At 64.0% G+C, this 26,441-nt stretch carries 16 protein-coding genes; 11 read left to right on the top strand and 5 right to left on the bottom strand.

Translation table 11 applies throughout. The annotated features are described in order from the left end of the window. Positions 1-8: 8 nt before the first annotated feature. Both CAG00_RS23385 and CAG00_RS23380 read right to left on the bottom strand, forming a co-directional pair. Positions 9-1,391, bottom strand: coding sequence for an NEL-type E3 ubiquitin ligase domain-containing protein (locus tag CAG00_RS23385; RefSeq protein WP_085665443.1), 1,383 nt, complete (start codon positions 1,389-1,391; stop codon positions 9-11). Continuing rightward, a complete protein-coding gene (locus CAG00_RS23380; RefSeq protein WP_085665442.1) occupies positions 1,345-3,978 on the bottom strand; it encodes a dermonecrotic toxin domain-containing protein in 2,634 nt (877 codons plus the stop codon). Before CAG00_RS23380 ends, CAG00_RS23385 begins: the two co-directional genes overlap by 47 nt. A gap of 210 nt (positions 3,979-4,188) precedes the next feature. On the opposite strand from CAG00_RS23380, the gene CAG00_RS23375 reads away from it, so the two are divergent. The 8 genes from CAG00_RS23375 (at position 4,189) to CAG00_RS23340 (ending at position 15,536) form a co-directional block, all read left to right on the top strand. After that, complete coding sequence (locus CAG00_RS23375) at positions 4,189-8,343, top strand: NEL-type E3 ubiquitin ligase domain-containing protein (RefSeq protein ID WP_085665441.1); 4,155 nt, start codon at positions 4,189-4,191, stop codon at positions 8,341-8,343. 318 nt (positions 8,344-8,661) lie between these two features. Further along, the gene (locus CAG00_RS23370; RefSeq protein ID WP_084785257.1) at positions 8,662-9,579 is read left to right on the top strand and encodes a glutamate/aspartate ABC transporter substrate-binding protein; all 918 of its coding nucleotides are present in this window, start codon (positions 8,662-8,664) and stop codon (positions 9,577-9,579) included. Positions 9,580-9,721: 142 nt separating this feature from the next. Next, entirely contained in the window at positions 9,722-10,468 is a 747-nt protein-coding gene (locus tag CAG00_RS23365) for an amino acid ABC transporter permease (RefSeq protein ID WP_025340399.1), read from the top strand. Continuing rightward, positions 10,469-11,140: an amino acid ABC transporter permease gene (locus tag CAG00_RS23360; RefSeq protein ID WP_075046155.1), complete on the top strand. Its 672-nt coding sequence runs from the start codon at positions 10,469-10,471 to the stop codon at positions 11,138-11,140. It abuts the gene before it with no gap. Further along, the gene (locus CAG00_RS23355) at positions 11,137-11,871 is read left to right on the top strand and encodes an amino acid ABC transporter ATP-binding protein (protein ID WP_003258023.1); all 735 of its coding nucleotides are present in this window, start codon (positions 11,137-11,139) and stop codon (positions 11,869-11,871) included. The genes CAG00_RS23360 and CAG00_RS23355 overlap by 4 nt, the downstream gene beginning before the upstream one ends. Positions 11,872-11,944: 73 nt before the next feature. Then, the gene (locus CAG00_RS23350; RefSeq protein WP_025340401.1) at positions 11,945-13,849 is read left to right on the top strand and encodes an ATP-binding protein; all 1,905 of its coding nucleotides are present in this window, start codon (positions 11,945-11,947) and stop codon (positions 13,847-13,849) included. Continuing rightward, positions 13,846-15,174, top strand: coding sequence for a sigma-54 dependent transcriptional regulator (locus tag CAG00_RS23345; RefSeq protein ID WP_046614764.1), 1,329 nt, complete (start codon positions 13,846-13,848; stop codon positions 15,172-15,174). The genes CAG00_RS23350 and CAG00_RS23345 overlap by 4 nt, the downstream gene beginning before the upstream one ends. A 26-nt stretch (positions 15,175-15,200) precedes the next feature. Then, positions 15,201-15,536, top strand: coding sequence for a GlpM family protein (locus CAG00_RS23340; RefSeq protein ID WP_013973973.1), 336 nt, complete (start codon positions 15,201-15,203; stop codon positions 15,534-15,536). 169 nt (positions 15,537-15,705) lie between these two features. Here the strand turns inward: CAG00_RS23340 and CAG00_RS23335 are convergent, their stop codons facing one another. Continuing rightward, positions 15,706-16,701: an alpha/beta fold hydrolase gene (locus CAG00_RS23335; protein ID WP_085665440.1), complete on the bottom strand. Its 996-nt coding sequence runs from the start codon at positions 16,699-16,701 to the stop codon at positions 15,706-15,708. 196 nt (positions 16,702-16,897) lie between these two features. Here CAG00_RS23335 and metR point away from each other — a divergent pair, with 196 nt between their 5' ends. Beyond that, positions 16,898-17,815 (top strand): transcriptional regulator MetR, encoded by a 918-nt coding sequence (gene metR, locus CAG00_RS23330; RefSeq protein ID WP_003258025.1) that lies wholly within the window; start codon positions 16,898-16,900, stop codon positions 17,813-17,815. Here metR and CAG00_RS23325 read toward each other — a convergent pair. Beyond that, a complete protein-coding gene (locus tag CAG00_RS23325) occupies positions 17,799-18,212 on the bottom strand; it encodes an NUDIX domain-containing protein (protein WP_003258026.1) in 414 nt (137 codons plus the stop codon). The two genes, metR and CAG00_RS23325, sit on opposite strands and share 17 nt — an antisense overlap. A 246-nt stretch (positions 18,213-18,458) precedes the next feature. Between CAG00_RS23325 and CAG00_RS23320 the strand changes: the two genes are divergently transcribed. Both CAG00_RS23320 and CAG00_RS23315 read left to right on the top strand, forming a co-directional pair. Next, the gene (locus CAG00_RS23320) at positions 18,459-22,727 is read left to right on the top strand and encodes a DEAD/DEAH box helicase (RefSeq protein WP_085665439.1); all 4,269 of its coding nucleotides are present in this window, start codon (positions 18,459-18,461) and stop codon (positions 22,725-22,727) included. Between the two features lie 245 nt (positions 22,728-22,972). Then, entirely contained in the window at positions 22,973-24,592 is a 1,620-nt protein-coding gene (locus CAG00_RS23315; RefSeq protein WP_085665438.1) for an FMN-binding glutamate synthase family protein, read from the top strand. Between the two features lie 142 nt (positions 24,593-24,734). On the opposite strand, the gene CAG00_RS23310 is transcribed toward CAG00_RS23315, so the two are convergent. Continuing rightward, on the bottom strand, positions 24,735-26,153 hold the full coding sequence (locus CAG00_RS23310; protein WP_075046161.1) for an amino acid permease: 1,419 nt from the start codon (positions 26,151-26,153) through the stop codon (positions 24,735-24,737). Positions 26,154-26,441: the final 288 nt, after the last annotated feature.

Here is a 26,441-nt window from a genome sequence, read left to right as displayed (position 1 = left end):
CGCTGCAGTCACAGGTTCAACCGGTCATAGGCTTCCCTGGCCAACGTGCTTATCAAGTCACGTTCGGCAACCTGATAATCACTCATGACCGTTCTGCCGCGTTGTACGTGGGTCCATTCATCGATGCGCTGCGTGGCCAGGTCCGCCTCGATCTGTTCCAGGCGCAGGTCGAAGCGCTGCCGCACCTCGTCGAAGCGACCCGGGTAACGCTGGCGCACATGCACCTCCCAGAACGGGCGCTGGGCGAGCGAGACGATCAGGTCCTCTCGGTTTTCCATTTCCAGCACACTACTTTGAACGCTGCGCAGATCCTGCTCGGTGACGCTGGCGAAATCTTCGAAGTGCATCGTGTCCGGCAGGATGGGCAGGTCCAGCGGCTGCCGCAGGCGCAGCCTGAAAAAAAGCCTCGTTTCGATATCGTCCACGATCGACGCATCCCCTCTGCGCAACTGCCTGATGTGCGCGGCAGCGAACCGGTCGACGGCATCCAGGCGAGCCAGTTGCCGCCCCAGACGAACCAGCCCCTCTTCCAGCTCCGCCGGTGGAACACGGCTGCTCACCCGCTCCGCCAGCAAGCTCAACTCCAGTTGCTCCAGAATCAACAGCATCTGGTCTTCGCAGGTGCGGGGGGACGAGGCCTCGGCAAACACCCGCAACCGCAGCTGTTCATGTTGCTCGCATGCCTGAAGGATGCGCCAGATGCGTTTACGGAAATAATCGGGATGCTCGTGAAAATCGTCGCTGTCGATAAAGTCCGCAAGGAACTGGAACAGCCCTTGCGCATCGGGCTCCTGGTGTAACGACTCCCACAATGCGGCCCTGGGCGCTTTCAATGCGCCGTCTTTGCCGACCCAGGCATCGCGGACAGCGTGGTCAACAGCACGATGGCGGAACGAGCCACCACCCCTGCTGCCGGCGCGGTCAACACCGGCAGCCCGATCAAGCGCGGCCTCGCCCTGGGCATCGAGTGGGTTGTCGTGCAGGCTGAGCGACTGCAATCGCTCGCCCAAGCCGTTCAGTTCCTGGCGCAACTGGCGAATACGGTTTTCCCTCAAGTCCACATGCCCACGCAGGATCACGTCCGCGGGCGTCGTCTCCAGGCCTGCGTCGCGCAGCCGAACATCAGTAAGTTGGTGCAAGTCGGTCAGCACAGGTGCGCGCCCCAACGGGTTGTGGCTCAGGTCCAGCATCGTCAGCCGCCCCAGGCTGGCCAGGCGCCGTTCACTGGCGACATTCATCACGATACGGTTGCCGGAAAGGTTCAAACGCAGCAGACGCGACAGTCGCTCGAGCCCGACAGGCACTTGCTCGAGACGATTGCCAGCGAGATCCAACTCGATCAGGTTACCGAAACGTGACAGGAAGTCTGCACCGACTTCGCTCAGGTTCATGTTGCGCAGCACCAGCCTGCTGACGTGTCCGAAATCCAGCCCAGCGGGCAGCACCGGCAGGGAGCCAAGCCGCTCTCCGTCGATTGTCAGAACAGCCGATCAGCCGCGCGGCCCGTTCACGGTCGGCAGCGGCCAGGGTAGCCAGGGAATCACGCAGGCCCTGCTCCCCTTCGATACCGCCGAGCAACCCTTTCTGATCGTCCTCGAGCAGGCGCAGCAGCGCTTGTGAAAGCTCCAGACTCTGGCTGGCAGCGTCAGCAAGATGGTATCCCTGCTCGCCTCTGACGATGCAACGCACGTCAGCAGCTTGCTCCGCGCCGAAAGCCATCAAGAGCCGGCCGTTTAGCTGCGCCTCACGCAGCTCCACGCGAACCGATTCCGGCCACGGGGCAGTTTCCGATACAAGCCCCAACGCCAAGGCCTCGCTGTCTGCATTGGCCGCGCGCAGCAGGCGTACGCCGGCGCAGGCCCGATCGAGACGACTGTCATGCAGTAGCCAGCGCGCACGTTCCGCCAGCGCCAGCGGTACTCGCCGACCTTGGGCCAGGTTATCGAGTTGCACACCAGAAGCCTGGCCAAGCAACTCGTCCAGCGCGTGCGCAGACAACGTGGGGAAGTCACGCACAAGCACGGCAGCTGCCCCGCCACTGGGCTTGGGTTGGCGCTCGGTGAAGACGCGATCAAGCGCTGCCCCCCGTAACAATGGCATCTGCCCATGCAATTGATGGAACTCGAAGGCGTCCAGCAAACGGCCCGGAGCCGGAGCATTCTCCACACGCAGCCGGCGAAGCTGCTCCAGCTTCAGGCCGGTGATCTGCAACAGCTGGTGCGCCGTGTCATCAGGCACTTCTGCCAGGCTCGCCGCCAGGCGCCGCATCAGGCGAGCAGCGCCCTGCCAACGCTGAGGCTGCTCGAGCGCATGATGCCAACCACCGCCGTTGTCCTCCACCCACGGCGCAAATGCCTCGGCGCGGCCCGGGTGACGAATACGCGGTATCCCGTCCTGCGGATCGTCCCAGACCTGAAAGGCCGACTCTTCACTGCGCAGCAGGCGGTAATCGGAAGCGCCCCCAGCGTCGGCCAATTTCGCCTCGGCAGCATCCACGCCATATCCTTCGAGACTTGGCGAACACAGCCTTACCTTGCCCAGGCCATCAGATAACGGTACGAGGCCATCGACGAAGGCGACTCGCTTCAAGCCCTGGATCACTGCCGCGCCGCCCTTGGCAAGGAGCAGACCGGTGGCGACGTTTTCCGCCACACCAAAAAGGTGGTCCAGCGCACCCTCGCGATCCCCGATACGCCAGTCCTGGTAGCCCTCATAGACTTCAGAAGCCACTTGCACCGCAGCCACCGCCAGCAATGCCTCCCCAAGCACCGGCACGAACAGGCCCGCCAGGTTGAGCAGGTCCAACCCCAGTGATGCATAGGCATTGAACCGCTCGTTGCGCGCCTGCTGGTCTTCATCGCCCGTGGGCACGGCGAGCATTCGGGCATCGTCGTAGATCTTGCCGATCTGCAAGCGTCGCAGGTGTACGTACAACGGTTCACTGACAGCCAGGTGGCGACCTTCGAGTTCGATAGCCGAACCCGCCCTCTTCGCCAGGCGCTCGGTCAACAGGGTAAAGAAACGGCCTCGGTCCCGCTCACTGACAAACCGAGCGAAGAATGCACGGTAGCCCGGGCTCTGCAAACGAACGGCCAGTGCAACGTATAGCGCTTGCCAGGTGGCAAACCGAGCGACAGGGGTGATCGGATCGCCGGGAACCCAGGCAATGACTCCCTCGACACCATCGCCGCCTGCCTGTGCCACTTCGAAGGTCACTACACCGCAGATGCATTTCCCCAGCAGATAGAGCTGCCGCGCCGTGGTCACTTGGGGCAATGCCGGCACCACCGGGGTTTCAGCCAACAAGGGCAACAGTTGCAGATAGCTGCGTTCGTCCAACGCGCCCTTGAACAAAGCCATGTACACAGCGACCTGAAAATGCGCGCGCTGATTGTCTTCGAACAGTTTGTGTACCTCGCGCTCGGCCTGCCCCGGCGCGGCACCCTGGGGGTCACTCGGCTTCAGGCTCGTATCGAGCGTGGCCTGGTATTGTCCACCCACATCCAATTGCCTGCACAGTTTCGCGAACGCCTCGAAGTTCAATGGCAGCCTCCTGCCATTCCCGTCCAGGAAATAGGCGTTTCGCAGGGAGTCAGCCTTTGTCTCGTTGACGTGATAGTTGTGCAGCGCGGCGGTCAACAAATTGCGTGTAGACCAACTGACAGGGTATGCCTTGCGTATCCCCGGCTGCACGGATGGCTGGAACTTCGATTCCTGCTGGAACACCTGCCAACGCCACGCCTGCTCGTTGCTGACTCCGGCTTGCTGCAAGCCAGCGGTAAGCAGTTGCCGGGCAAACACGTCCAGCGATGGAATCTTGTGTAGCACCTCGCCCAGGTTGCGGGTGGTCTGTTCCTGTTTGCGCAAGGCCTTCAGGAAAGTGCTCCGTCGATCGGCCGGGGCATGCGTGAGCCAATCGGGCAACTGATGAGCAATCAGCGTATCGATCGAGTCAGGGGGGAATTCAACGGATGTCATGTGATGTCTCCAGCGGCAATGGGCGGCCACCTCAACACCTGCGCACCGGGCATGGGCACTAGATAATGCTCATGGATCGAACCTTGATTTCCCGGCTGGCCGTCATCGTCCCTGGCGGCAACACAGGCAGCTCAGCGCAGCACTATCTACCGCCAAGCCAGGTTCCCAGCGTGATGCTCTGGTGGCTTTTTCAGCCCCGGAGATCACCACGTGCCGCCCATCGAAAGTATCCCGTCCGACTCCATCGACAATCTGATCGCGCAGCAGCTTCCTGACTGGTTGATACGCGCGGACGCACAGCACCGTGAAGCCTATCGCGAAGCCTTGAGCGAACAGCAGCAGGCAGCCGACGGCCTCAAGCATCTGCTTGCCTCGATACCGGACATTGAACAGTTCGCCGTCCCTCTGCTCGAAGGCGTTTTGCTTGCAGAAGGGCTTGGCGAGGTCGACCCTCGGTCTACATACGTGGTCATCAGCGAAGCGTTTCAGTTGCCCTCTGCTGCGGAAAAGCTTTACCAACCCAGCACCACTCACACCACACGACAGAGCCTGCTAGCCGCCGCGCTACACAACTTCGAAGCACACGAAACCCAGCCTTGGTGGCAGCGCAAGGCGTATCTGGTAGACGAAAAGGGCAGGCGCCTGGCGATGACGTTCGAGCGCTTTGCCAGCCTGTGCCGCACGCTGGACATCGGCGGACGATACCAAGCCCTTCTGAACCGCATCCTCAAACCCAGAGCGGGCCGAGGCCAACCAGCGGATCAGGCGCGAATCAAGGTGGAACAGCAGTTTCAGCGCGGTATTCGTTCGCGCATGCGAGCCGCGCTTCATGAAGGCAGGCTCAAGGGCCAGCTGGATGAGCAGGATCTGCTGCGGTTGCTATCAGTGCTTGCGCCCCCTGCCCAGCCGGTGCATGGCAAAGGCAGTCTGATCCCGCGCCAACTGTATGTGCTGGGCAAGTGCATGGTCGGCATCATCGCGCTCGAATGGCGGCCGCTGCCAGATTCCGCCATCGATGAGATCATCGTCTGGATCCCTGATGACCCTGACCGAAGCGTGCGTTTCTACGACTCGTGGGGCGAGCTCTACGACGACCTTGCCAGGCGCCTCGAACATCGGTCGTTCCAGACCTTTCTGCGGCGTTTCGTCAAGGCGCAGGACAGGAGCGAGTTCGACCAGGCTCTCTCGCGGGCTTTGGCTGCATCGAAGAAGGAGCACACCCCGGAAATTGACGGGCGCAACCTCGCCGTGAGCGGTGATGTGTTCGCCCACGTGCAGGCGCTGCTGATCACCAGGATCTTCGACGATGCCGCCTACCTGGCCGTAGCGACCGATCAGGAAGACCGTCTAAGCAGGCACAGGCGCTTGCAGGCCATGCTCAGCGCAGGGCTGGACCTGCTGGGGCTGGTTGCATTCGTCGTACCCGTCGTAGGCGACCTGATGCTGGTGCTGAGCGCTGCGCAACTGTTGGACGAGGTCTACGAAGGCTATCAGGACTGGCAACTGGGTGATCGCCAAGGGGCTCTGGATCACCTGTTCACCGTGACCCAGGGCCTGGTGTTCGCCGGCGCCAGCGCAGGCGCGATAAAGGCAATACGGCGGGTACCTTTTGTCGATGGGTTGGCGCCAAGGCCGCTTCCTGAAGGCAAAGTCAAACTGGCTCGCTCTCCTCACTACTTCCCAGCCGAGGAAAACGCGTCGGTACTGCTGCAGGGGTTGCAAGGCAACCACCTGGGTGAACTTCAGGAGTCGAGCGCCAGCATGCTGCTGGATGTCACCGGTTTTTCCACGGAGCAATTACGCCAACTGTGCCAGGAACACGCCTCACCGCCGGCGCGGCTGCTCGACATCCACGAACGTATCGCATTGCATACCGACCACCCGGGGCTACGCGGCGTGGCCTTCGAAGAGCAATTGCTCGCCCGTCGCCAGGCCGTTTCCGATGAGCAGAATACATTGATGAATGCCTTCAGGTACCTCTCACCGAGGGGTGCCCAGGAAATCATCGAGCACAGCAGCTCCTCCCAGCTGGAAAAACTCCAGGCAACCGGGCGTGTGCCTTTGGGCATGGCGGAACGTGCCCGCTGGTATGAGCGGGACAGCCGTATCGACCGGGCTTGCCTTGGCATGCGCCTGGCGGCGCTGGGTACAGCCGACAGCGAAAAACTGGCGATGCGGCTGATCGAGCGCCAAGCACCCTGGCCGGCCGCATTGCGTGTGGAACTGCGTGAAGGTCACCAGAAAGGACGCCTGTTGTATGCAAGCCAAGATACGCAGAACAGCCAGGTGTCGATCATCGTGCGACAACCAGACGGCTACAGGCTGGCCAATGACGCGAATCACCTGGCCAGCGGTACCTTGCTCGAAACGGTACTGCGCACCTTTGACGAGCAGCAGAAAACCAAGCTTGGAAACCGCAATTTGCAGGCCAGGCAGCTCCGTCAGCAACTCCTTGTGGCCGCGGTGCAGGATCGGCAACGCACGGCGGAAATCCTCGGGCTCCCCCGGATCGGTGCCAATCTGCGGCCGCCCAGGCGCTTTGCCGATGGAAGGCTTGGATACCCACTCAGCGGTGGCGGCGAAAGCAGCCGGCAGGCCATTCGCCAAGGCATCCATCAGATCTTCCCGACACTGAGCGAACTGCAACTGGACGCCTACCTGAACGCCGTGCGTCAGCGAGGCGAAAACCTGTGGAGCCATTATCAGATGCTGCAACGCCAGCTTGGCGAACTACGCGAGACGCTACGGGCCTGGCAGGCCGACTGGCAGTCGCCGGTCGACGCCATCCGTCGCCGCCGTATCGTCGATGCCCTTCGCCGCAGCTGGCGGCGCAAGCTGGTGGATGGCAACGACCAGTACGAGTTGTTCATAGACGGGGAGTCCGTACCGACCCTGCCAGCGTTGCCAGCAGGCATCGAATACGGGCATGTGCGCCGGCTGACATTGCGTGACATGCATCTGGAACACATCGATGCCCAATTCCTCAGGCGCTTTCCCAACATCGTCGATCTGGACCTCAGCGGCAACCGGCTGACCCAGGTGCCCGAGGGTATCGAAAGCCTTACCCAGCTCCGACGCGTGAACCTTGGCAACAACCGGATCACGCTGGACCAGACGGCAAGCAACCGCCTGGCCCAACTGCAGCGCCTCGATACGTTGATACTGAGCTACAACCCGCTCAATGGGTTGCCTGACCTGTCGGCGTTGCCGCATGTGCGTGACCTGCAGCTGCGTGCCACTGGGCAGGCAGACATCAGCCAGATTCACCAGTTGATAACGATGCGCGCCCATGTCGATCTGCGCGACAACAGGATCAGCGAGCTACAGCGGGAAATGCGCGGGCTGCGCCTGCGTCTGCAGCGTCTCAACCTGCACGACAACCCCTTGAGCGAAAGCAGTATCGAGTATCTCGACGAAGCGCGCGGCGTCACCGATGCCGGTGGCAGGGGCAGCGCCAGCTACACACATGGGGTGATCGACGAGGACACCCGCGCCAACTGGGTAGCGTCCAGGAACGAGCTGCTTCGCGCTCAACGCGAGGCAGCCTGGGACCGCCTGATCGAAGAGCCTGGTTCGGCAGGCATGTTCCGGTTCCTGGCCGACTTCGCCCAAAGCGAGGACTTCCAGGACAATCCTCGCCATTATCGTCGGCGCGCCTGGCATATCCTGGAAGCCTGCGAAAACAACGAAGCGCTGCGTGAACAGCTGTTTCGCGAAGCCGATGGACCACGCAGCTGCGATGACCGCCTGCTGCTGATGCTCAACCAGATGGAGGTCGGCGTCATGGCTTATCAGGGCGTCGAAGGCGTACCTGCTGCAATGAGAGAAACAAGCTTGCTGCACCTGGGGGAGCAGTTGCATCGTCTCGACCTGCTGGATGCCATTGCCAATCGCCATGTCCAGCGCTTGCGCCAGGCAGGGCGCAGGCCGGATGAAATCGAAGTCCGCCTGTTCTATCGCTTGCGCCTTGCAGACGCCCTCGACCTGCCAGTACCGCCCGATGAAATGCATTTCGCTTCGTACGCGCATGTGACGTCCGCGGACCTGAACGATGCGCAACTGGAAGTGCTGGGCACCTACGAGACGTTACCCATGCTGGATGCGCTCGCCGCCCGCCCCTATTGGCAGACCTACCTGCGTGAAACCTATGCGGAGCGTTTCGAGGCGATGGCCGGGCCTTACCACGATCGGATGGAAGCGCTCGAAGCGCAGGCCACGGCGGGCCAGGAAGGCAACTACGAAGAACGCGCCAGATCACTGATGCACGAACTGGCGGCAGAAGAATCAACCTTGATTCGCCGTTTGACGGCCGAGGCGTGGGCACGTGCCAGGTTGGCTGACGTGGACCGCCCGCTTCAGCGCTGATCCTCGAACGCTGCCCGGTCAGGCTGCCTGGACCGTGGCCTGACCGGGTTGGTAGCGGCAGTGTGTGACGAGATATGCGTTCGGATTTCCGAATGACCGAAAACAATTCGTTCGGAAATGCGTACGCAACTCACCGTCATACAATGGTCAAAAAAGATTGATTCCCAGCAAATTCGCGGCGTTATCATCGAACACAGGGCTTGGCACGACTCATGCTCTACACTTGGTAGCCGAATGCAATCGTTTATTTCTGTATTCGTTGAACGAAGAGTCCGCCAACGGCTCCATAAAAAAAACAAACACGTCGAGGAAAATTTGATGCGCATCGTTCGTCAATTGCTGGGCGCCGCCATCGCGGCCGCTGTGATCGCTTCGCCGGCCATGGCCGAAGAACTGACCGGCACCCTGAAGAAGATCAAGGATTCGGGCACCATCACCCTGGGCCACCGCGACTCCTCCATCCCGTTTTCCTACCTGGCCGGCAAGCCCGAGCCCGTGGGCTACTCGCATGACATCCAGATGGCTGTCGTCGACGCCCTGAAGAAGCAGCTGGGCACGGACATCAAGGTCCGCTACAACCTCGTCACCTCCCAGACCCGCATCCCGCTGGTGCAGAACGGCACCGTGGACCTCGAGTGCGGCTCCACCACCAACAACGTCGAGCGCCAGCAACAGGTCGGCTTCTCGGTCGGCATCTTCGAAGTCGGTACCCGCCTGCTGACCAAGGTCAAGGACGGTCAGCCGGCATACAAGGACTTCCCGGACCTTGCCGGCAAGAACGTGGTGACCACCGCCGGTACCACCTCCGAGCGCATCCTCAAGGCGATGAACGCCGACAAGCAGATGAAGATGAACGTGATTTCCGCCAAGGACCACGGTGAAGCCTTCAACATGCTCGAAAGCGGCCGCGCCGTGGCCTTCATGATGGACGACGCCCTGCTCGCCGGCGAAATGGCCAAGGCTCGCAAGCCGACGGACTGGGTCATCACCGGTACCCCGCAGTCGTACGAAATCTACGGCTGCATGGTGCGCAAGGATGACGCGGCCTTCAAGAAAGCGGTCGATGACGCCATCGTCGGCTACTTCAAGTCGGGCGAAGTCAACAAGAGCTACGACAAGTGGTTCCAGCAGCCAATCCCGCCAAAGGGCCTGAACCTGCAGTTCCCGATGAGCGACGAGCTGAAGAAACTGATCGCCGAGCCGACCGACAAGGCTGCGGACGAGAAGAAGTCCTGACTCTCAGATAGTGGCCTGGTGCTCAACAGCACCAATCAATACTGCAGGCCACTCATTAGTGTCTAACCTTTCATCCGAGGGCGCCAAGCGCTCTCGGATGCTCGAAGGTGCCCGTGAAACAATCGTCTGAGGGGAAATCCCGATGAATTACAACTGGGACTGGGGCGTGTTCTTCAAGTCCACCGGCGTGGGCAGCGAAACCTATCTGGACTGGTACGTCACCGGCCTGGGCTGGACCATCGCCATCGCCATCTCCGCCTGGATCATCGCCTTGCTGCTGGGCTCGGTCCTCGGTGTCATGCGTACCGTGCCGAACCGTGTGGTAGCAGGTATCGCCACTGCCTACGTGGAGCTGTTCCGCAACGTACCGCTGCTGGTGCAGCTGTTCATCTGGTACTTCCTGGTGCCGGACCTGCTGCCAGAAGGCCTGCAGGAATGGTTCAAGCAGGACCTCAACCCGACCACCTCGGCGCTGATCAGCGTGGTCATCTGCCTGGGCCTGTTCACCGCCGCCCGCGTGTGCGAACAGGTGCGTACCGGCATCCAGGCGCTGCCCCGCGGCCAGGAAGCCGCCGCCCGCGCCATGGGCTTCAGCCTGTCGCAGATCTACACCAACGTGCTGCTGCCGCAAGCCTACCGGATCATCATTCCGCCGCTCACCTCGGAATTCCTGAACGTGTTCAAGAACTCGTCGGTGGCGTCGCTGATCGGCCTGATGGAACTGCTGGCACAAACCAAGCAGACCGCCGAATTCTCGGCCAACCTGTTCGAGGCCTTCACCCTGGCCACGCTGATCTACTTCACCCTGAACATGGGCCTGATGCTGCTGATGCGCATGGTCGAGAAGAAAGTCTCGGTGCCCGGCCTGATTTCCGTAGGGGGCAAATAAATGGACATGGATTTCAGCGAAATCATCCCGGCCCTGCCTGCCCTGTGGGAAGGCATGGTCATGACCCTGCAGCTGATGGTCATGGGCGTGGTCGGCGGCATTGTGCTGGGGACCATCCTGGCCCTGATGCGCCTGTCGTCGAGCAAGCTGCTGTCGAACGTGGCCGGCGCCTACGTCAACTACTTCCGCTCGATCCCGCTGCTGCTGGTCATCACCTGGTTCTACCTGGCGGTACCGTTCGTGCTGCGCTGGATCACCGGCGAGGACACCCCGGTGGGTGCCTTCACCTCCTGCGTGGTGGCATTCATGATGTTCGAGGCCGCGTACTTCTGCGAAATCGTCCGCGCCGGCGTGCAGTCGATCTCCAAGGGCCAGATGGGCGCCGCCCAGGCACTGGGCATGACCTACGGCCAGACCATGCGCCTGATCATCCTGCCCCAGGCTTTCCGCAAGATGACCCCGCTGCTGCTGCAGCAGAGCATCATCCTGTTCCAGGACACCTCGCTGGTATACACCGTGGGCCTGGTGGACTTCCTCAACTCGGCACGCTCCAACGGCGACATCATCGGGCGCTCCCATGAGTTCCTGATCTTCGCCGGTGTCGTGTACTTCCTCATCAGCTTCTCCGCTTCGTGGCTGGTCAAGCGCCTGCAAAAAAGGATCACCGTATGATTTCCATCAAGAACGTCAACAAGTGGTACGGGGACTTCCAGGTACTGACCGACTGCAGCACCGAGGTCAAGAAGGGTGAAGTGGTGGTGGTATGCGGCCCGTCGGGCTCGGGCAAGTCCACCCTGATCAAGTGCGTCAACGCCCTGGAGCCGTTCCAGAAAGGTGACATCGTGGTCGACGGCACCTCGATCGCCGACCCCAAGACCAACCTGCCCAAGCTGCGTTCGCGCGTCGGCATGGTGTTCCAGCACTTCGAGCTGTTTCCGCACCTGTCCATCACCGAGAACCTGACCATTGCCCAGCGCAAGGTGCTTGGCCGCAGCGAAGCGGAAGCGACCAAGAAGGGCCTGGCCCTGCTCGACCGTGTCGGCCTCGGTGCCCACGCCAAGAAGCACCCAGGCCAGCTGTCCGGCGGCCAGCAGCAGCGCGTGGCGATCGCCCGTGCCCTGTCGATGGACCCGATCGTCATGCTGTTCGACGAACCGACCTCGGCGCTGGACCCGGAGATGGTCAACGAAGTACTGGACGTGATGGTCGAACTGGCCCACGAAGGCATGACCATGATGTGCGTGACCCACGAAATGGGCTTCGCCCGCAAGGTGGCCAACCGCGTGATCTTCATGGACAAGGGCAACATCATCGAGGATTGCCAGAAGGAAGACTTCTTCGGCAACCCGAGCGCCCGCCACGAGCGTACCCAGCACTTCCTCAGCAAGATCCTGCAACACTGATTTTGCTTCACTGAAGCGGTCGGCGCCGCTGCCCTTTCGGGCAGCAGGCGCTGGTCGTGACAAGGCCACTGTGATGAAATGCGATCCTTCGCTTCTTCTCCCTGCCAAGCCTGCCGTGAAATCCCGCCTGCTCCGCCAATTGCTGTTGCCGCCACTGATCATCCTGCTGATGGTCGGCCTGGGTATGGCTGGCTACCTGATCAGCGAGAGCAACGGTATCCGCACCCTCAGCGAAAACGGCGAGCGCCAGCTGGAGCTGCACGCGCGCACGGTCGAGAGCGAAATCAGCAAGTACACCTACCTGCCGAGCCTGCTGGAGCTGGAAGACAGCGTCTCGCACCTGCTCACCGACCCTGATGGCGGCTCGCGGCAGATCGTCAACGAATACCTCGAAGGCCTGAACCGGCGCAGCCGCAGCCGGGCCATCTTCGTCCTCGACACCAATGGCCGGGTCCAGGCCACCAGCAACTGGCGCGATGCCGACTCGTTCCTCGGCGAGGACCTGTCGTTCCGTGCCTACTTCCAGACCGCCGTGCGCGGCGAACCCGGGCGTTTCTACGGTATCGGCAGCACCACCGGCGAGGCCGGCTATTACCTGGCCCATGGCCTGGAGGAGCACGGCAAGATCATTGGCGTGGCGGTGATCAAAGTGCGCCTGGACACCCTCGAGGAGCGCTGGCAGCGTGCCCGCCTGGAAGCGTTCGTCAGCGACGAGAACGGCATCATCATCCTCTCCAGCGACCCGGCCCGGCGCCTGAAGTCGGTACGCCCGCTGACCCCGCAGATCAAGGAGCGCCTGGCCCGTAGCCTGCAATACTACTGGTGGCCGCTGAACGAACTGCAGCCCCTGGCCCGGGAAACCCTGGCCGATGGTGTGGAAAAGCTGACCTTCCCGGCCAACAGCGAAACCGCACAGGGCAAGGCCCGCGAAATGGCCTACCTGGCCCAGACCCGGCGCCTGGTCGACACACCCTGGCATTTCACCCTGCTGACCCCGCTGCAGGACCTGCGCCGCGAATCCATGGTACAGGGCATCCTGGTGGGCGTGGCCTTCGCCTTGTTGGCGATCCTCGGCATTGCCTGGAACGAACGGCGCAAGGTCATCGCCACCCGCCTGGCAGCCCGCGAGGCCCTGCAGGAAGCCAACAGCCAGCTGGAACGACGGATTACCGAACGCACGGCCGACCTGCGCGCCAGCAATGAACGCCTCAAGGGCCAGATTCGCGAGCGCCGGCATGCCGAGCAGACCCTGCGCCACGCCCAGGACGAACTGGTACAGGCCGGCAAGCTGGCCGCCATCGGGCAGATGTCCACCAGCATTGCCCACGAACTGAACCAGCCGCTGGCCGCGCTGCGCACGCTGTCTGGCAACACCGTGCGCTTCCTCGAGCGCGGGGCACTGGAAACCGCCAGCACCAACCTGCGCACCATGAACGACCTGATCGACCGCATGGGCCGCATCACCGCCAGCCTGCGCTCGTTCGCCCGACGCAGTGACGACAGCGGCCAGGCCTCGCTGGCCAAGGCAGTGGACGCTACCCTGCAGGTGCTGGCCAACCGCATCAGCGCCTGCCACCTGCAGCTGCACAATCAGTTCGAGGACCAGCAGCTGGCCATCGACCAGACCCGCCTGGAGCAGATCCTGGTCAACCTGATCGGCAACGCCCTGGATGCCATGGCCGCCCAGCCGCTGCCGCAACTGTGGCTGGAAGGCGAGCTGCAGGGCGACAAGTACCGTTTGCAGGTGCGCGACAATGGCCACGGCATCGACGCCGAGGCGCGCAAGCACCTGTTCGAACCTTTCTTCACCACCAAACCGGGCGAACACGGCCTGGGCCTGGGCCTGACCCTGTCGGCGAGCCTTGCCGCCGCCGCCAAGGGCAGCCTCAACGTCGAGCACCCCGCCAGCGGCGGCACGGCCTTCGTCCTGGCCCTGCCCCTGGTCTCACCCCCTAGCGAATCGGCAGAGCACCCATGAACCAAGCGCCTCTTACCGTCCTGATCGTCGAAGACGACCCGCATGTGCTGCTCGGCTGCCAACAGGCGTTGGCCCTGGAAGACATCGCCTGCGAAGGCGTAGGCAGCGCCGAACAGGCGCTGGAACGCATCGGCGACGACTTTGCCGGCATCGTCGTCAGCGATATCCGCCTGCCGGGCATCGATGGCCTGGAGCTGCTCAACCGCCTCAAGGCCCGCGACCGCAGCCTGCCGGTGGTGCTGATCACCGGCCACGGCGATATCGACATGGCGGTCGGCGCCATGCGCAATGGCGCCTACGACTTCATGGAAAAACCCTTCTCCCCGGAGCGCCTGGTCGACGTGGTGCGCCGCGCCCTTGAGCAGCGCGGGCTGTCGCGCGAAGTGGTGGCCCTGCGCCGCCAGCTGGCCGAGCAAAGCAGCCTGGAGGGGCGCATCATTGGCCGCTCGCCGGCCATGGAGCACCTGCGCGAACTGATCGCCAACGTCGCCGATACCTCGGCCAACGTGCTGATCGAAGGCGAAACCGGTACCGGCAAGGAACTGGTCGCCCGCTGCCTGCACGACTTCAGCCGCCGCCAGGGCCAGCCGTTCGTGGCACTGAACTGTGGCGGCCTGCCGGAAAACCTGTTCGAAAGCGAGATTTTCGGCCACGAGGCCAACGCCTTCACCGGTGCCGGCAAACGCCGCATCGGCAAGATCGAACATGCCAACGGCGGCACGCTGTTCCTCGACGAGGTGGAGAGCATGCCGATCAACCTGCAGATCAAGCTGTTGCGCGTGCTGCAGGAGCGCACCCTGGAGCGGCTGGGCTCGAACCAGAGCATTCCAGTGGACTGCCGGGTGATCGCGGCCACCAAGTCCGACCTGGATGCCATGGGCCAGAGCGGCCAGTTCCGCAGCGACCTGTATTACCGGCTGAACGTGGTGACCCTGGAGCTGCCGCCGCTGCGCGAGCGCCGCGAAGACATCCTGCAGCTGTTCGAACACTTTCTGCAGCAGTCGGCCCTGCGCTTCGACCGCGAAACGCCTGCGCTGGACAGCCAGACCTTGTCGCGCCTGATGGCCCACGACTGGCCGGGCAACGTGCGTGAACTGCGCAACGTCGCCGAACGCTATGCCCTCGGCCTGCCAGCGTTCAAGAAAGGCCCCAGCGGTGGTGCCAGCCAAGGTTTGGGCTTTGCCGAGGCGGTGGAAGCGTTCGAGCGCAACCTGCTCGGCGATGCCCTGCAACGCACCGGTGGCAACCTGAGCCAGGCCAGCCAGGAGCTGGGCATGGCCAAGACCACGCTGTTCGACAAAGTGAAGAAATACGGCCTCGGCTGACCTCAACCCCAACCTGGAAAGACAACGTGGACCTGGTATTCAAAGCTGCCCTGGGCGCTGGCGTGGTGGTGCTGCTGGCGGTGCTGTCGAAGACGCGCAATTACTACATCGCCGGGCTGGTGCCGCTGTTCCCCACCTTCGCCCTGATTGCCCACTACATCGTCGGCAAGGGGCGCAGCATTGCCGACCTGAAGACCACCATCCTGTTCGGCATGTGGTCGATCATTCCGTACTTCGTGTACCTGGCGACCTTGTATGTACTGGTCGACCGCATGCGCCTGGAGGCATCGCTGGCGTTGGCCACGGTGGCCTGGCTGATGGCCGCGACGGTGCTGGTGACCTTGTGGGTGCGGATGCACTGAGGCCGGTCGGCTGACGCGGTCCGTGTAGGAGCGGCCTTGTGTCGCGATGGGGCGCGTAGCGGCCCCCGATTTCAGCTTCGCCGCGAATATTGCCGGGGCCGCTTTGCGGCCCTTTCGCGACACAAGGCCGCTCCTACACGGGATCGCATCAGCCTTGAAGCATGGAAATTCAGAGCCCTGCGATATGCGTGCCATCCTGCCGATGTGCCTGCAGGTAAGGCAACACCGCCCCCAGCAACGGCGCCTTGAACGGCTCCTGGAAGCGGTGCGCCAACCCCGGTATCAAGCGCAGCTGGCTGCCCTGGATATGCGCCGCCAGATGCACGCCATGCATCACCGGCAGCAACGGGTCGGCCGTGCCATGCACCACCAGGGTCGGCACCCGCAACTGGTTCAGCAACTCGACCCTGCTCGGCTCGGCCAGTATCGCCATGATCTGGCGCTTGGCCCCCTCGGGGTTGAACGCCCGGTCATAGGCCACCGCCGCCTGCTGCAGCAAGGCCGCACGGTCGTCACGCACCTCGGGGCTACCCAGCGCCGCCAGCAGGTCGGCCTGCTGTTCGATGGCCACTTCGCGGTTCGGAGCGCTGCGCCGGGCCAGCAACTGCACCAGCGCCGGATCCGGCGCCGGCAACCCCGCCGCCCCTGAACTGGACATGACCAGCGTCAGGCTGCGCACGCGCTCGGGCGCCATGGCGGCCAGGTGCTGGGCAATCATGCCGCCCATGCTCACCCCCAGCACATGAAACTGGCGCACGCCCAACGCATCCATCAGGCGCAGGCCATCGTCCGCCATGTCGGTCAGCGTATAGGGCGCAGCCACCGGCAGGCCCAGCTTGTAGCGCAGCAGTTCGACCGTCAGGTTGGCCGACGGTGGCAGCTGGCTCCAGCGTGACAGGCCGACATCGCGGTTGTCATAGCGAATCACCCGAAAGCCCTGGCGGCACAACGCTTCGACCACGTCGTCCGGCCAGTGGATCAGCTGCCCGCCAAGGCCCATCACCAGCAGCAAGGCCGGGTCGCGTGGGGCACCGACGCTCTGATACACCAGGCTGACCGCGCCCAGTTCGGCACGCTGCACCGGCACGTGGGCGTCACAACGCTGTTCAGCGAAACTCGCAGGTACGCCGAATACAAAGAAAAGAAAAAGCCAAAAAGCCCGCATGAAAGAAACACCAGAATGCAGATCCCCAGTAGAGCGCGAGTCTGATGAATTCTGTTCGGGCGCGCTGCCACAGTTCAGTGACAGTTTGATGACTCCCGCCAGGCGGTGCGGCGGTACGCCCAGTCGACAGGCGCGGCAACATGAGGGAAACTCAACTCATTCCCTGTTTCCTCAAGTCCACACACCGGAGTCAGCTGTGCTGGAGATCCGTCACCTGAAAACCCTTCATGCCCTGCGCGAGGCCGACAGCCTGGTGGAGGCCGCCGAGCGCCTGCACCTGACCCAGTCGGCGCTGTCGCACCAGTTCAAGGAGCTGGAGGAGCGCCTGGGCCTGCCGCTGTTCGTGCGCAAGACCAAGCCGATCCGCTTCACCAGCGCCGGGTTGCGCCTGCTGCAACTGGCCGATGCCACCCTGCCGCTGCTGCGCGGCGCCGAACGTGACATCGCGCGCCTGGCCGGTGGCACCGCCGGGCGCCTGCACATGGCCATCGAATGCCACAGCTGCTTCCAGTGGCTGATGCCGACCATCGACCAGTTCCGTGACGCCTGGCCGGAGGTGGAGCTGGACCTGGCCTCCGGCTTTGCCTTCGCCCCACTGCCGGCCCTGGCCCGCGGTGACCTCGACCTGGTGGTGACCTCCGACCCGCTGGACCTGGCGGGCATCACCTACGTACCGCTGTTCACCTACGAGGCGATGCTGGCGGTGGCCAACCAGCATCCCTTGGCCAGCAAGCCCTACATCGTGCCGCAGGACCTGCTTGACCAGACCCTGATCACCTACCCGGTGGAGCGCGACCGCCTGGACATCTTCACCCGCTTCCTGGAGCCGGCCGACATCGAGCCCGCCGCCGTGCGCACCTCGGAGCTGACGGTGATGATGATGCAACTGGTGGCCAGCGGCCGTGGCGTGTGCGGCATGCCGCACTGGGCGCTGCACGAGTACAGTTCGCGCGGGTATGTGAAGGGCAAGCGCCTGGGTGAAAAAGGCCTGTTCGCCACGCTTTATGCCGCCGTGCGCACCGACATGCTCGATGCGCCATACATGCGCGACTTCCTGCTGACGGCGAAGGACACCTCGTTCGCCACCCTCGATGGTGTCAGCGCGGTGCGCTGACGGCCTGGCGGTATAGCGGCAGGATCAGGTCGCGGGTCAGGGGTGCCAGCTGCATGGCGGGTGCCTGGTCAGCGGCCAGCCACACCACCTCCTCGATCTCCGCGGCCGGCAGCACGGCTGCGGCGCTGTCGACGCGGAACAGTTCGGCCTGTACCTCGAAGCCCGGCTCGTTGGCGGCCGGGGCGCTGAACTGGCCCAGGTGCACGGCCTGGGCCGGGTCGATGTGCAGGCCCAGTTCCTCATGCAGCTCGCGCACCAGCGCCTGCACCGGGGTTTCGCCAGCATCGATCTTGCCACCGGGCTGCATGAAGGCCTGGGTGCCGCGTTTGCGTACCAGCAGGGTGCGTCCCTGGGGGTCGATCAGCAGGGCGGCGGCGATGCGGATGGTGTTGGGCATGGGCTGGGCTCACCTGAAACAATGGCCGGGGAGGATCCCATGGGGTTCCTGGCCTGACAAGGCCAGTGTTTCCTGTGCCGGCCTCTTCGCGGGTAAACCCGCTCCCACAGGTGCACCACAAGGCCAGAGAGCGGCGCAGTACCTGTGGGAGCGGGTTTACCCGCGAAGAGGCCGGTACAGGTCATAGCCGACCAGGCAGACGAACGGCCCCTTGCCAACCCGCCCCACACCCTCCATAACCAACACATGAACCTGCCCGCCAAACACCACCCGGTGCTCGAGCTGTTCCACCCCGCCGTGCGCACCTGGTTCCGTCGCCACTTCGCCACGGTGACCGATGCCCAGGCCCAGGCCTGGCCGTTGATCCATGCAGGCCAGTCGATGCTGCTGGCCGCGCCGACCGGTTCGGGCAAGACCCTCAGTGCATTCCTGGCCGTGCTCGACGAACTGTTCCGCCAAGGCCTGGAGCATCAGGGCGAGCTACCAGCGCAAACCCAGGTGGTCTACGTTTCGCCACTCAAGGCGCTGTCCAACGATATCCGCCTGAACCTGCAAGCCCCGCTCGAAGGCATCAGCCAGGCCATCGCGGACCAGGGCCTGAACGCCCCGCGCATCACCACGGCCGTGCGCAGCGGCGACACCCCGCAGAAGGAGCGTGCCGCCATGCGCAAGCTGGCGCCGCACATCCTGGTGACCACCCCCGAATCGCTCTACGTGCTGATGGGCTCGGCTTCTGGCCGTGAAGGCCTGGCCAGCGTGCACACGGTGATCGTCGACGAAATCCATGCGCTGGCAGGCAACAAGCGCGGCGCCCACCTGGCACTGACCCTGGAGCGGCTGCAGGCCCTGTGCAACCGGCCGTTGCGGCGTATCGGCCTGTCGGCCACGCAACGCCCGGTCGAGCGGGTGGCGCAATTTCTGGTCGGCAACGGCCGCCCCTGCGCAATCGTCGATGTCGGCCATGCTCGGCAGCGCGACCTGGCCATCGAGGTGCCGCCAGTGCCGCTGGGTGCAGTGATGGCCACCGATGTCTGGGGCCTGGTCTATGACCGCCTGGCCACCCTGGCGCGCGAACATCGCACCACCCTGGTGTTCGTCAACACCCGACGCCTGGCCGAGCGCATCACCCGCCACCTCAGCGACCGCCTGGGCAAGGAGGCGGTTGCCGCGCACCACGGCAGCCTGGCCAAGGAGCTACGCCTGGATGCCGAACAACGCCTGAAGAACGGCCAACTGCAGGTGCTGGTGGCCACTGCATCGCTGGAGCTGGGCATCGATATCGGCGACATCGACCTGGTCTGCCAGATCGCTTCGCCAGGTTCGATCGCGGCCTTGCTGCAGCGGGTCGGCCGCGCCGGACACCAGGTCGATGGCGTGCCCAAGGGGCGCTTGTTCCCGACCTCGCGCGATGACCTGATCGAATGCGTGGCCCTGCTCGACTGCATACGCAGGGGCGAGCTGGATGAACTGCACATTCCCCGGGCGCCGCTGGATGTGCTGGCCCAGCAGATCGTCGCCGAAGTCAGCAACCAGCCCTGGCACGAACAGGCCCTGTTCGACTGCCTGCGCCAGGCCACACCCTACGCCGAGCTCGACCAGCAACATTACCAGGCCCTGCTGCGCATGCTCGCCGAGGGCTACAACGGCCGCCAGGGCGTGCGCAGTGCCTACCTGCACCGCGATGCGGTGAGCGGCACCCTGCGTGGCCGCCGCGGCAGCCAGCTGACCGCCCTGACCAGCGGCGGCACCATCCCCGACAACGCCGACTACGCCGTGCTGCTCGAACCGCAGGCGCTCAACATCGGCAGCGTCAACGAAGACTTTGCGGTGGAAAGCATCGCCGGCGATATCTTCCAGCTGGGCAATGCTTCCTATCGCATCCTGCGCGTCGAACCGGGCCGGGTGCGGGTGGAGGATGCCCATGGCCTGCCACCGACCATTCCATTCTGGCTGGGCGAGGCGCCAGGGCGTAGCGACGAGCTGTCTGCCGCGGTGGCCCGGCTGCAGGCGCAGATCGACCAACAGCTGGCTGACAACAACCAGGCCGAGGTGCTGGCATGGTTGCAGGCCACTTTCGAACTGGGCGAAGCCGCCGCTGGCCAGTTGCTCGACTACCTGGCCCGCACCCGCGAAGTGCTCGGCGCCCTGCCCTCGCAGGACACGCTGGTGATGGAGCGCTTCTTCGATGAGTCCGGCGGTACCCAGCTGATCATCCATTCGCCCTACGGCAGCCGCATCAACCGCGCCTGGGGGCTGGCCCTGCGCAAGCGCTTCTGCCGCACCTTCAACTTCGAGTTGCAGGCGGCGGCCAGCGAGGACGCCATCGTGCTGTCGCTGTCCTCCAGCCACAGTTTCGAACTGGACGACGTGTGGCGTTACCTGAACAGCCGCAGCGCCGAGCCGATCCTTGTCCAGGCGCTGCTCGATGCGCCGCTGTTTGGCGTGCGCTGGCGCTGGAACGCCAGCGTGACCATGGCCCTGCCGCGCTTTGTCGGCGGTCGCAAGGTGGCGCCACAGATCCAGCGGATGAAGAGTGAAGACCTGATTGCCGCCGTATTCCCCGATCAGATCGCCTGCCTGGAGAACATCGTCGGCGAGCGGCAGATTCCCGATCATCCGCTGGTCGAGCAAACCCTCGACGACTGCCTGCACGAGGCGATGGACAGCGAAGGCTGGCTGGCGCTGTTGCGGCGTATGGAAAGCGGCACGGTACGCCTGCTGTGCCGCGACCTGCCCGCCCCTTCGCCGCTGGCGGCGGCCATCCTCAATGCACGGCCCTATGCCTTCCTGGATGACGCGCCACTGGAAGAACGGCGCACTCAGGCGGTGCTCAACCGGCGCTGGAGCGAAGTGCAGAGCGGCGACGATTTGGGCGCGCTGGACGCCGATGCCATAGCCGCCGTCGCAGCCGAGCCCTGGCCGCAACCGGGCAATGCCGACGAAATGCATGAAGCGTTGATGGGCCTGGGTGCCATCAGCCAGGACGAAGTACAGGGCAATGCCAGCTGGGAGCTGCTGCTCAGGCAGTTGGCCAAGGCCGGCCGGGCCTTGCGCCTGGTGGATGAAAAGCTGTGGCTGGCGCGTGAGCGTTTGAACCTGCTGCAAGTGCTGTATCCCGGCTCCCGGCTGGAACCTGCGTTGCAGGCACTGCCAGGCTTCGATCAGGCCATCGAGCCAGACATTGCGCTGGTCGAACTGCTGCGAGCCCGCCTGAGCGGCCATGGCCCGCTGACCCGTGCGCAGATTGCGGCAGCACTTGGCAAACCGCTGCCGGCCATCGAACAGGCCCTGGCCCGCCTGGAGGCCGAAGGCTATGTGCTGCGTGGGCATTTCAGCCCCGGCGCAAGCGAACTGCAGTGGTGCGAGCGCCATTTGCTGGCGCGCATCCACCGCTACACGGTCAAACGCCTGCGCCGGGAGATCGAGCCGGTCAGCCTGCAGGACTTCATGCGCTTTCTGTTCGACTGGCAGCACCTGGCTGACGACACGCGCCTGCGCGGCCCGCAAGCCGTGGCCGAGGTACTTGGCCAGTTGCAAGGGTTCCCGAGTGCAGCCGGAGCCTGGGAGGCCGAACTGCTGCCGGCACGTATCAAGGACTACAGCCCGCACTGGCTCGACGATGCCTGCCGTAGCGGGCAGTTCGCCTGGAGCCGGCTGGCGACGACCGTGTCGAGCAACACCTTGTCGAGCACACCGCTGGTGCTGTTGCCGCGCGAGCATCTTGGGTTGTGGCGCAGCCTTGCCCCCGTGCCAACCCTGGATAGCCTCGGCGCACGGGCGCAACGCGTCCACGAGGTGCTGAACGCACATGGCGCGCTGTTCTTCGACGAGCTGACAAACGATGCCCACCTGCTGCCCAGCGAACTGGAAACGGCCTTGCAAGAGCTGGTAGGCGCAGGCCTGGTGGGGGCCGACAGCTTCACCGGCCTGCGCAGCCTGATCACCCCGGCGGCGAAACGCACATCGCGCAACAGCCGACGCGGCCACCCGCCGCTGTCCAGCAGCATGTCCCATGCCGGGCGCTGGGCCTTGCTGCGCAGGGGTGCTGTAGACGACAGCCAGCGCCTGGAGCACATCGCCCGGGCCCTGCTTCGGCGCTATGGCGTGGTGTGCTGGCGCCTGCTGGAGCGCGAAAGCGATGTGCTGCCGCCCTGGCGCGAACTGCTGCGCTGCTATCACAGGCTGGAAGCGCGTGGCGAGATTCGTGGCGGGCGTTTCATTGCCGGGCTGGCCGGCGAACAGTTCGCCCTGCCGGAGGCGGTGGGGCTGCTGCGGCAGGTGCGCAAGCGTGAATTGGACGGGGCACTGGTGGTGGTAAGCGCCAGTGACCCGCTGAACCTGGTCGGGTCGTTGCTGCCGGGGGCGAAAGTGCCGGCGGTGAGCGGCAACCGCCTGTTGTATCGCGACGGGGTGCCGGTGGCGGTGCGGGTGGCCGGGCACTATTCGTACCTGGTCGAAGCGCCGGTACAAGAGCAGGAAAGCTGGCGGCAGAAGCTGCTGCGCGACACTATCTGAACGCTTTTTTGCGGTACTGGCCCTATCGCCGGCAAGCCAGCTCCCACCTCGACCGCATCGGCCTTGAGCCATGCTCTATCCCTGTGGGAGCCGGCTTGCCGGCGATAGGGCCAGTACAGCCAGCACAAGGCTTGGCGAGAATGATTTTCGCTACCCCGATTTTAATTTGCACAGCCGTGCAACTTGGCTATGGTCGGGGTTTGCCCCAGGCCCTGAGCCTGACCGCGCCATCGCAAGGACCCTGTATGAGCCTGTCACTTCTCAGCCGCTATGCCTTCTTCGCCGCCTGTGTGCTGTTCACCCTGGCGAGCCTGCCCTTCACCCACCACGAATGGTTGTGGCCGTTCACCCTGAGCACCGCCATCCTCAGCCTGATCGGCCTGTTCGACCTGTTGCAGCAACGCCACGCAGTACGCCGCAACTACCCGATCCTGGGCAACATCCGCTATCTGGTCGAGGCCATTCGCCCGGAAATCCGCCAGTACCTGCTGGAGGCAGACAGCGACGCCCTGCCGTTCTCCCGCGCCCAGCGCTCGCTGGTGTATGCACGGGCGAAGAACGAAGCCTCGGACAAACCCTTCGGCACCCTGATCGACGTATACGAGTCCGGCTTCGAATTCATCGGCCACTCCATGCGCCCGGCGCCATTGGCCGACCCGGCAAGCTTCCGGGTCATCGTCGGCGGGCCGCAGTGCAGCCAGCCATACTCGGCGTCGATCTTCAACATATCGGCGATGAGCTTTGGCTCGCTCAGCGCCAACGCCATCCGCGCCCTCAACCAAGGCGCCAAGCTGGGCAATTTCCACCATGACACCGGCGAAGGCAGCATCAGCCCCTATCACCGCGAGCACGGTGGCGACCTGGTCTGGGAACTGGGCAGCGGCTATTTCGGCTGCCGCACGCCGGACGGGCGCTTCGACCCCGAACGCTTCGCCACCCAGGCGCGCAGCCCGCAGGTGCGGATGATCGAGATCAAGATGAGCCAGGGCGCCAAGCCCGGCCATGGCGGCATCCTGCCCAAGCACAAGGTGACCCGGGAAATTGCCGAAACCCGTGGCGTGCTGATGGGCGAAGACTGCATATCGCCGTCGCGCCACAGCGCCTTCTCCACCCCCATCGAGATGATGCAGTTCATCGCCCAGCTGCGTGAGCTGTCTGGCGGCAAACCGGTAGGTTTCAAGTTCTGCCTGGGCCACCCGTGGGAGTTCATGGGCATCGCCAAGGCCATGCTGGAAACCGGCATCCTGCCCGACTTCATCGTCGTCGACGGCAAGGAAGGCGGCACCGGCGCGGCGCCGGTGGAGTTCACCGACCACATTGGCGTACCGCTGCGCGAAGGGCTGCTGTTCGTGCACAACACCCTGGTCGGCCTGAACCTGCGCGACAAGATCAAGCTGGGCGCCAGCGGCAAGATCGTCAGCGCGTTCGACATTGCCAGCGTGCTGGCCATTGGCGCCGACTGGGCCAACTCGGCGCGCGGCTTCATGTTCGCCATCGGCTGCATCCAGTCGCAGAGCTGCCACACCAACAAGTGCCCGACCGGTGTGGCCACGCAAGACCCTCTGCGCCAACGGGCGCTGGTGGTGCCGGACAAAGCCCAACGGGTGTTGAACTTCCATCACAATACCTTGCGTGCCCTGGCCGAAATGCTTGCGGCAGCGGGCCTGGAGCACCCGGCGCAGCTGGAGGCCAAGCACCTGGTACGGCGCATCTCGGCCACCGAGATCAAGCTGTTCTCGCAGATGCATGTGTTCCTGAAGCCGGGTGAGCTGCTGACTGGCGAGGTGAACGGGCAGTTCTATTCGCGCATGTGGCAGCTGGCGCGGGCGGACAGCTTCGAACCGAACAGCGAAGTGGCAGCCTGATAGAACCCTGGGGCTGCTACGCAGCCCATCGCGACACAAGGCCGCTCCTACAGGCGACCGCGACCCATGCAGCTGGCGCGGTCGCCTGTAGGAGCGGCCTTGTGTCGCGAAAGGGCCGCAAAGCGGCCCCAGCCATTTCAGATCAGGAAGCAGTACTGGCCACACCCTGCGCGTCTTTCGGCGCCAGGCGGAACGCGTAGTACAGCACCGTCAGCAGCACCAGGAACGCCGGGCCGATGTACAGCGCCACGCGGGTGTCCTCGAAGTACGCCATCAGGCCGACCACCAGCACCAGGAAGGCCAGTGCCAGGTACGAACTCAGCGGCCACAACCACATACGGTATTTCAGTGCCTTGCGCTCGGCAGTGGTGAGGCCGGCACGGAACTTCAGCTGCGCCAGCAGGATCATCACCCAGGTCCAGATCGCGCCGAAGGTGGCGATCGAAGTCACCCAGACGAAGACCTTCTCCGGCACCAGGTAGTTGGCCAACACGCCCAGCAGCAGCGCGCCGATCGACAGCAGCAGCGCGTTGCGCGGCACGCCGTTCTTCGACGTACGGGCGAAGGCCGCCGGGGCCTGGCCGTTCTGCGCCAGGCTGTAGAGCATGCGCCCGGTGCTGAAGATGCCGCCGTTGCACGACGACAGCGCTGCAGTGATGACCACGAAGTTGATGATGCCAGCGGCGGTCTTGATGCCCAGGCGCTCGAAGGTCATGACGAACGGGCTGCCCTGGCTGCCGATTTCGTTCCACGGGTAGATCGACAGGATCACGAACAGCGCACCGACATAGAACAACAGGATGCGCCAGAACACCGAGCCAATGGCCTGTGGGATGGTCTTTTGCGGGTTGCGTGCTTCACCGGCGGTCAGGCCGATCATTTCCACGCCCAGGTAGGCGAACATCACCATCTGCAGCGACATCAGCACGCCGGTCACGCCATTGGGCATGAAGCCGCCGTTGCTCCACAGGTTGGAGATACCCACTGCCACGCCGTCATTGCCGAAGCCGAAGGCAATGATGCCGATGCCGCCAAGGACCATGGCGATGATGGTGACAATCTTGATCAGGGCGAACCAGAACTCGAACTCACCAAACGCCTTGACGGCCACCAGGTTGACCGCCCCCATGCTGCCCAGCGCCGCCAGGGCCCAGATCCAGCGTGGTACGTCGGGGAACCAGATGCCCATGTAGATGGCCACCGCGGTGATTTCGGCAACGCAGGTCACCAGCCACAGGAACCAGTAGTTCCAGCCGGTAAGGAAACCCGCCAGCGGGCCGAGGTAGTCCTGGGCATAACGGCTGAACGAGCCGGCGACAGGGTTGTGCACGGCCATTTCGCCAAGGGCGCGCATGATCACCAGAATGGCCAGGCCGCCGATGATGTAGGACAGCATGATGGCGGGGCCGGCCATTTCGATGGCCTTGGCCGAACCGAGGAAAAGACCGACACCGATACAGGCGCCCAGCGCCATCAGGCGGATGTGCCGTTCGCCCAGTTCACGCTTGAGCGGGCCGCCTTCGGTGGCCTGGCCGTGGGCAGGGTGGTTGCCGACTGGCATAGCAATACAACCTCATTTTGTTATTGGATTTGACCTTCGTGCAGCACCGGCCAGGCCGATAGGCGTGGCGTTGGCTTGCCGAGCTGGCCTTGTGGGCCGGCCCGTGTGCCGGAATAGAGCGCCCGGCAAGGCGAAGGGGGCGAGCAGTATAGGAAGACCGTTGCAGGGTTTTTCGCTGTATAAACAGGAAAATTCAGCAAGATCTCTGGGGCCGCTTCGCGCCCCTTTCGCGACACAAGGCCGCTCCTACAAGCGTGCTCGGTCTCCTGTAGGAGCGGCCTTGTGTCG

Source organism: Pseudomonas sp. B5(2017) (genome assembly GCF_002112825.1).
Taxonomy (GTDB): domain Bacteria; phylum Pseudomonadota; class Gammaproteobacteria; order Pseudomonadales; family Pseudomonadaceae; genus Aquipseudomonas; species Aquipseudomonas putida_Z.
This window is presented reverse-complemented; position numbering and strand designations above follow the sequence as displayed.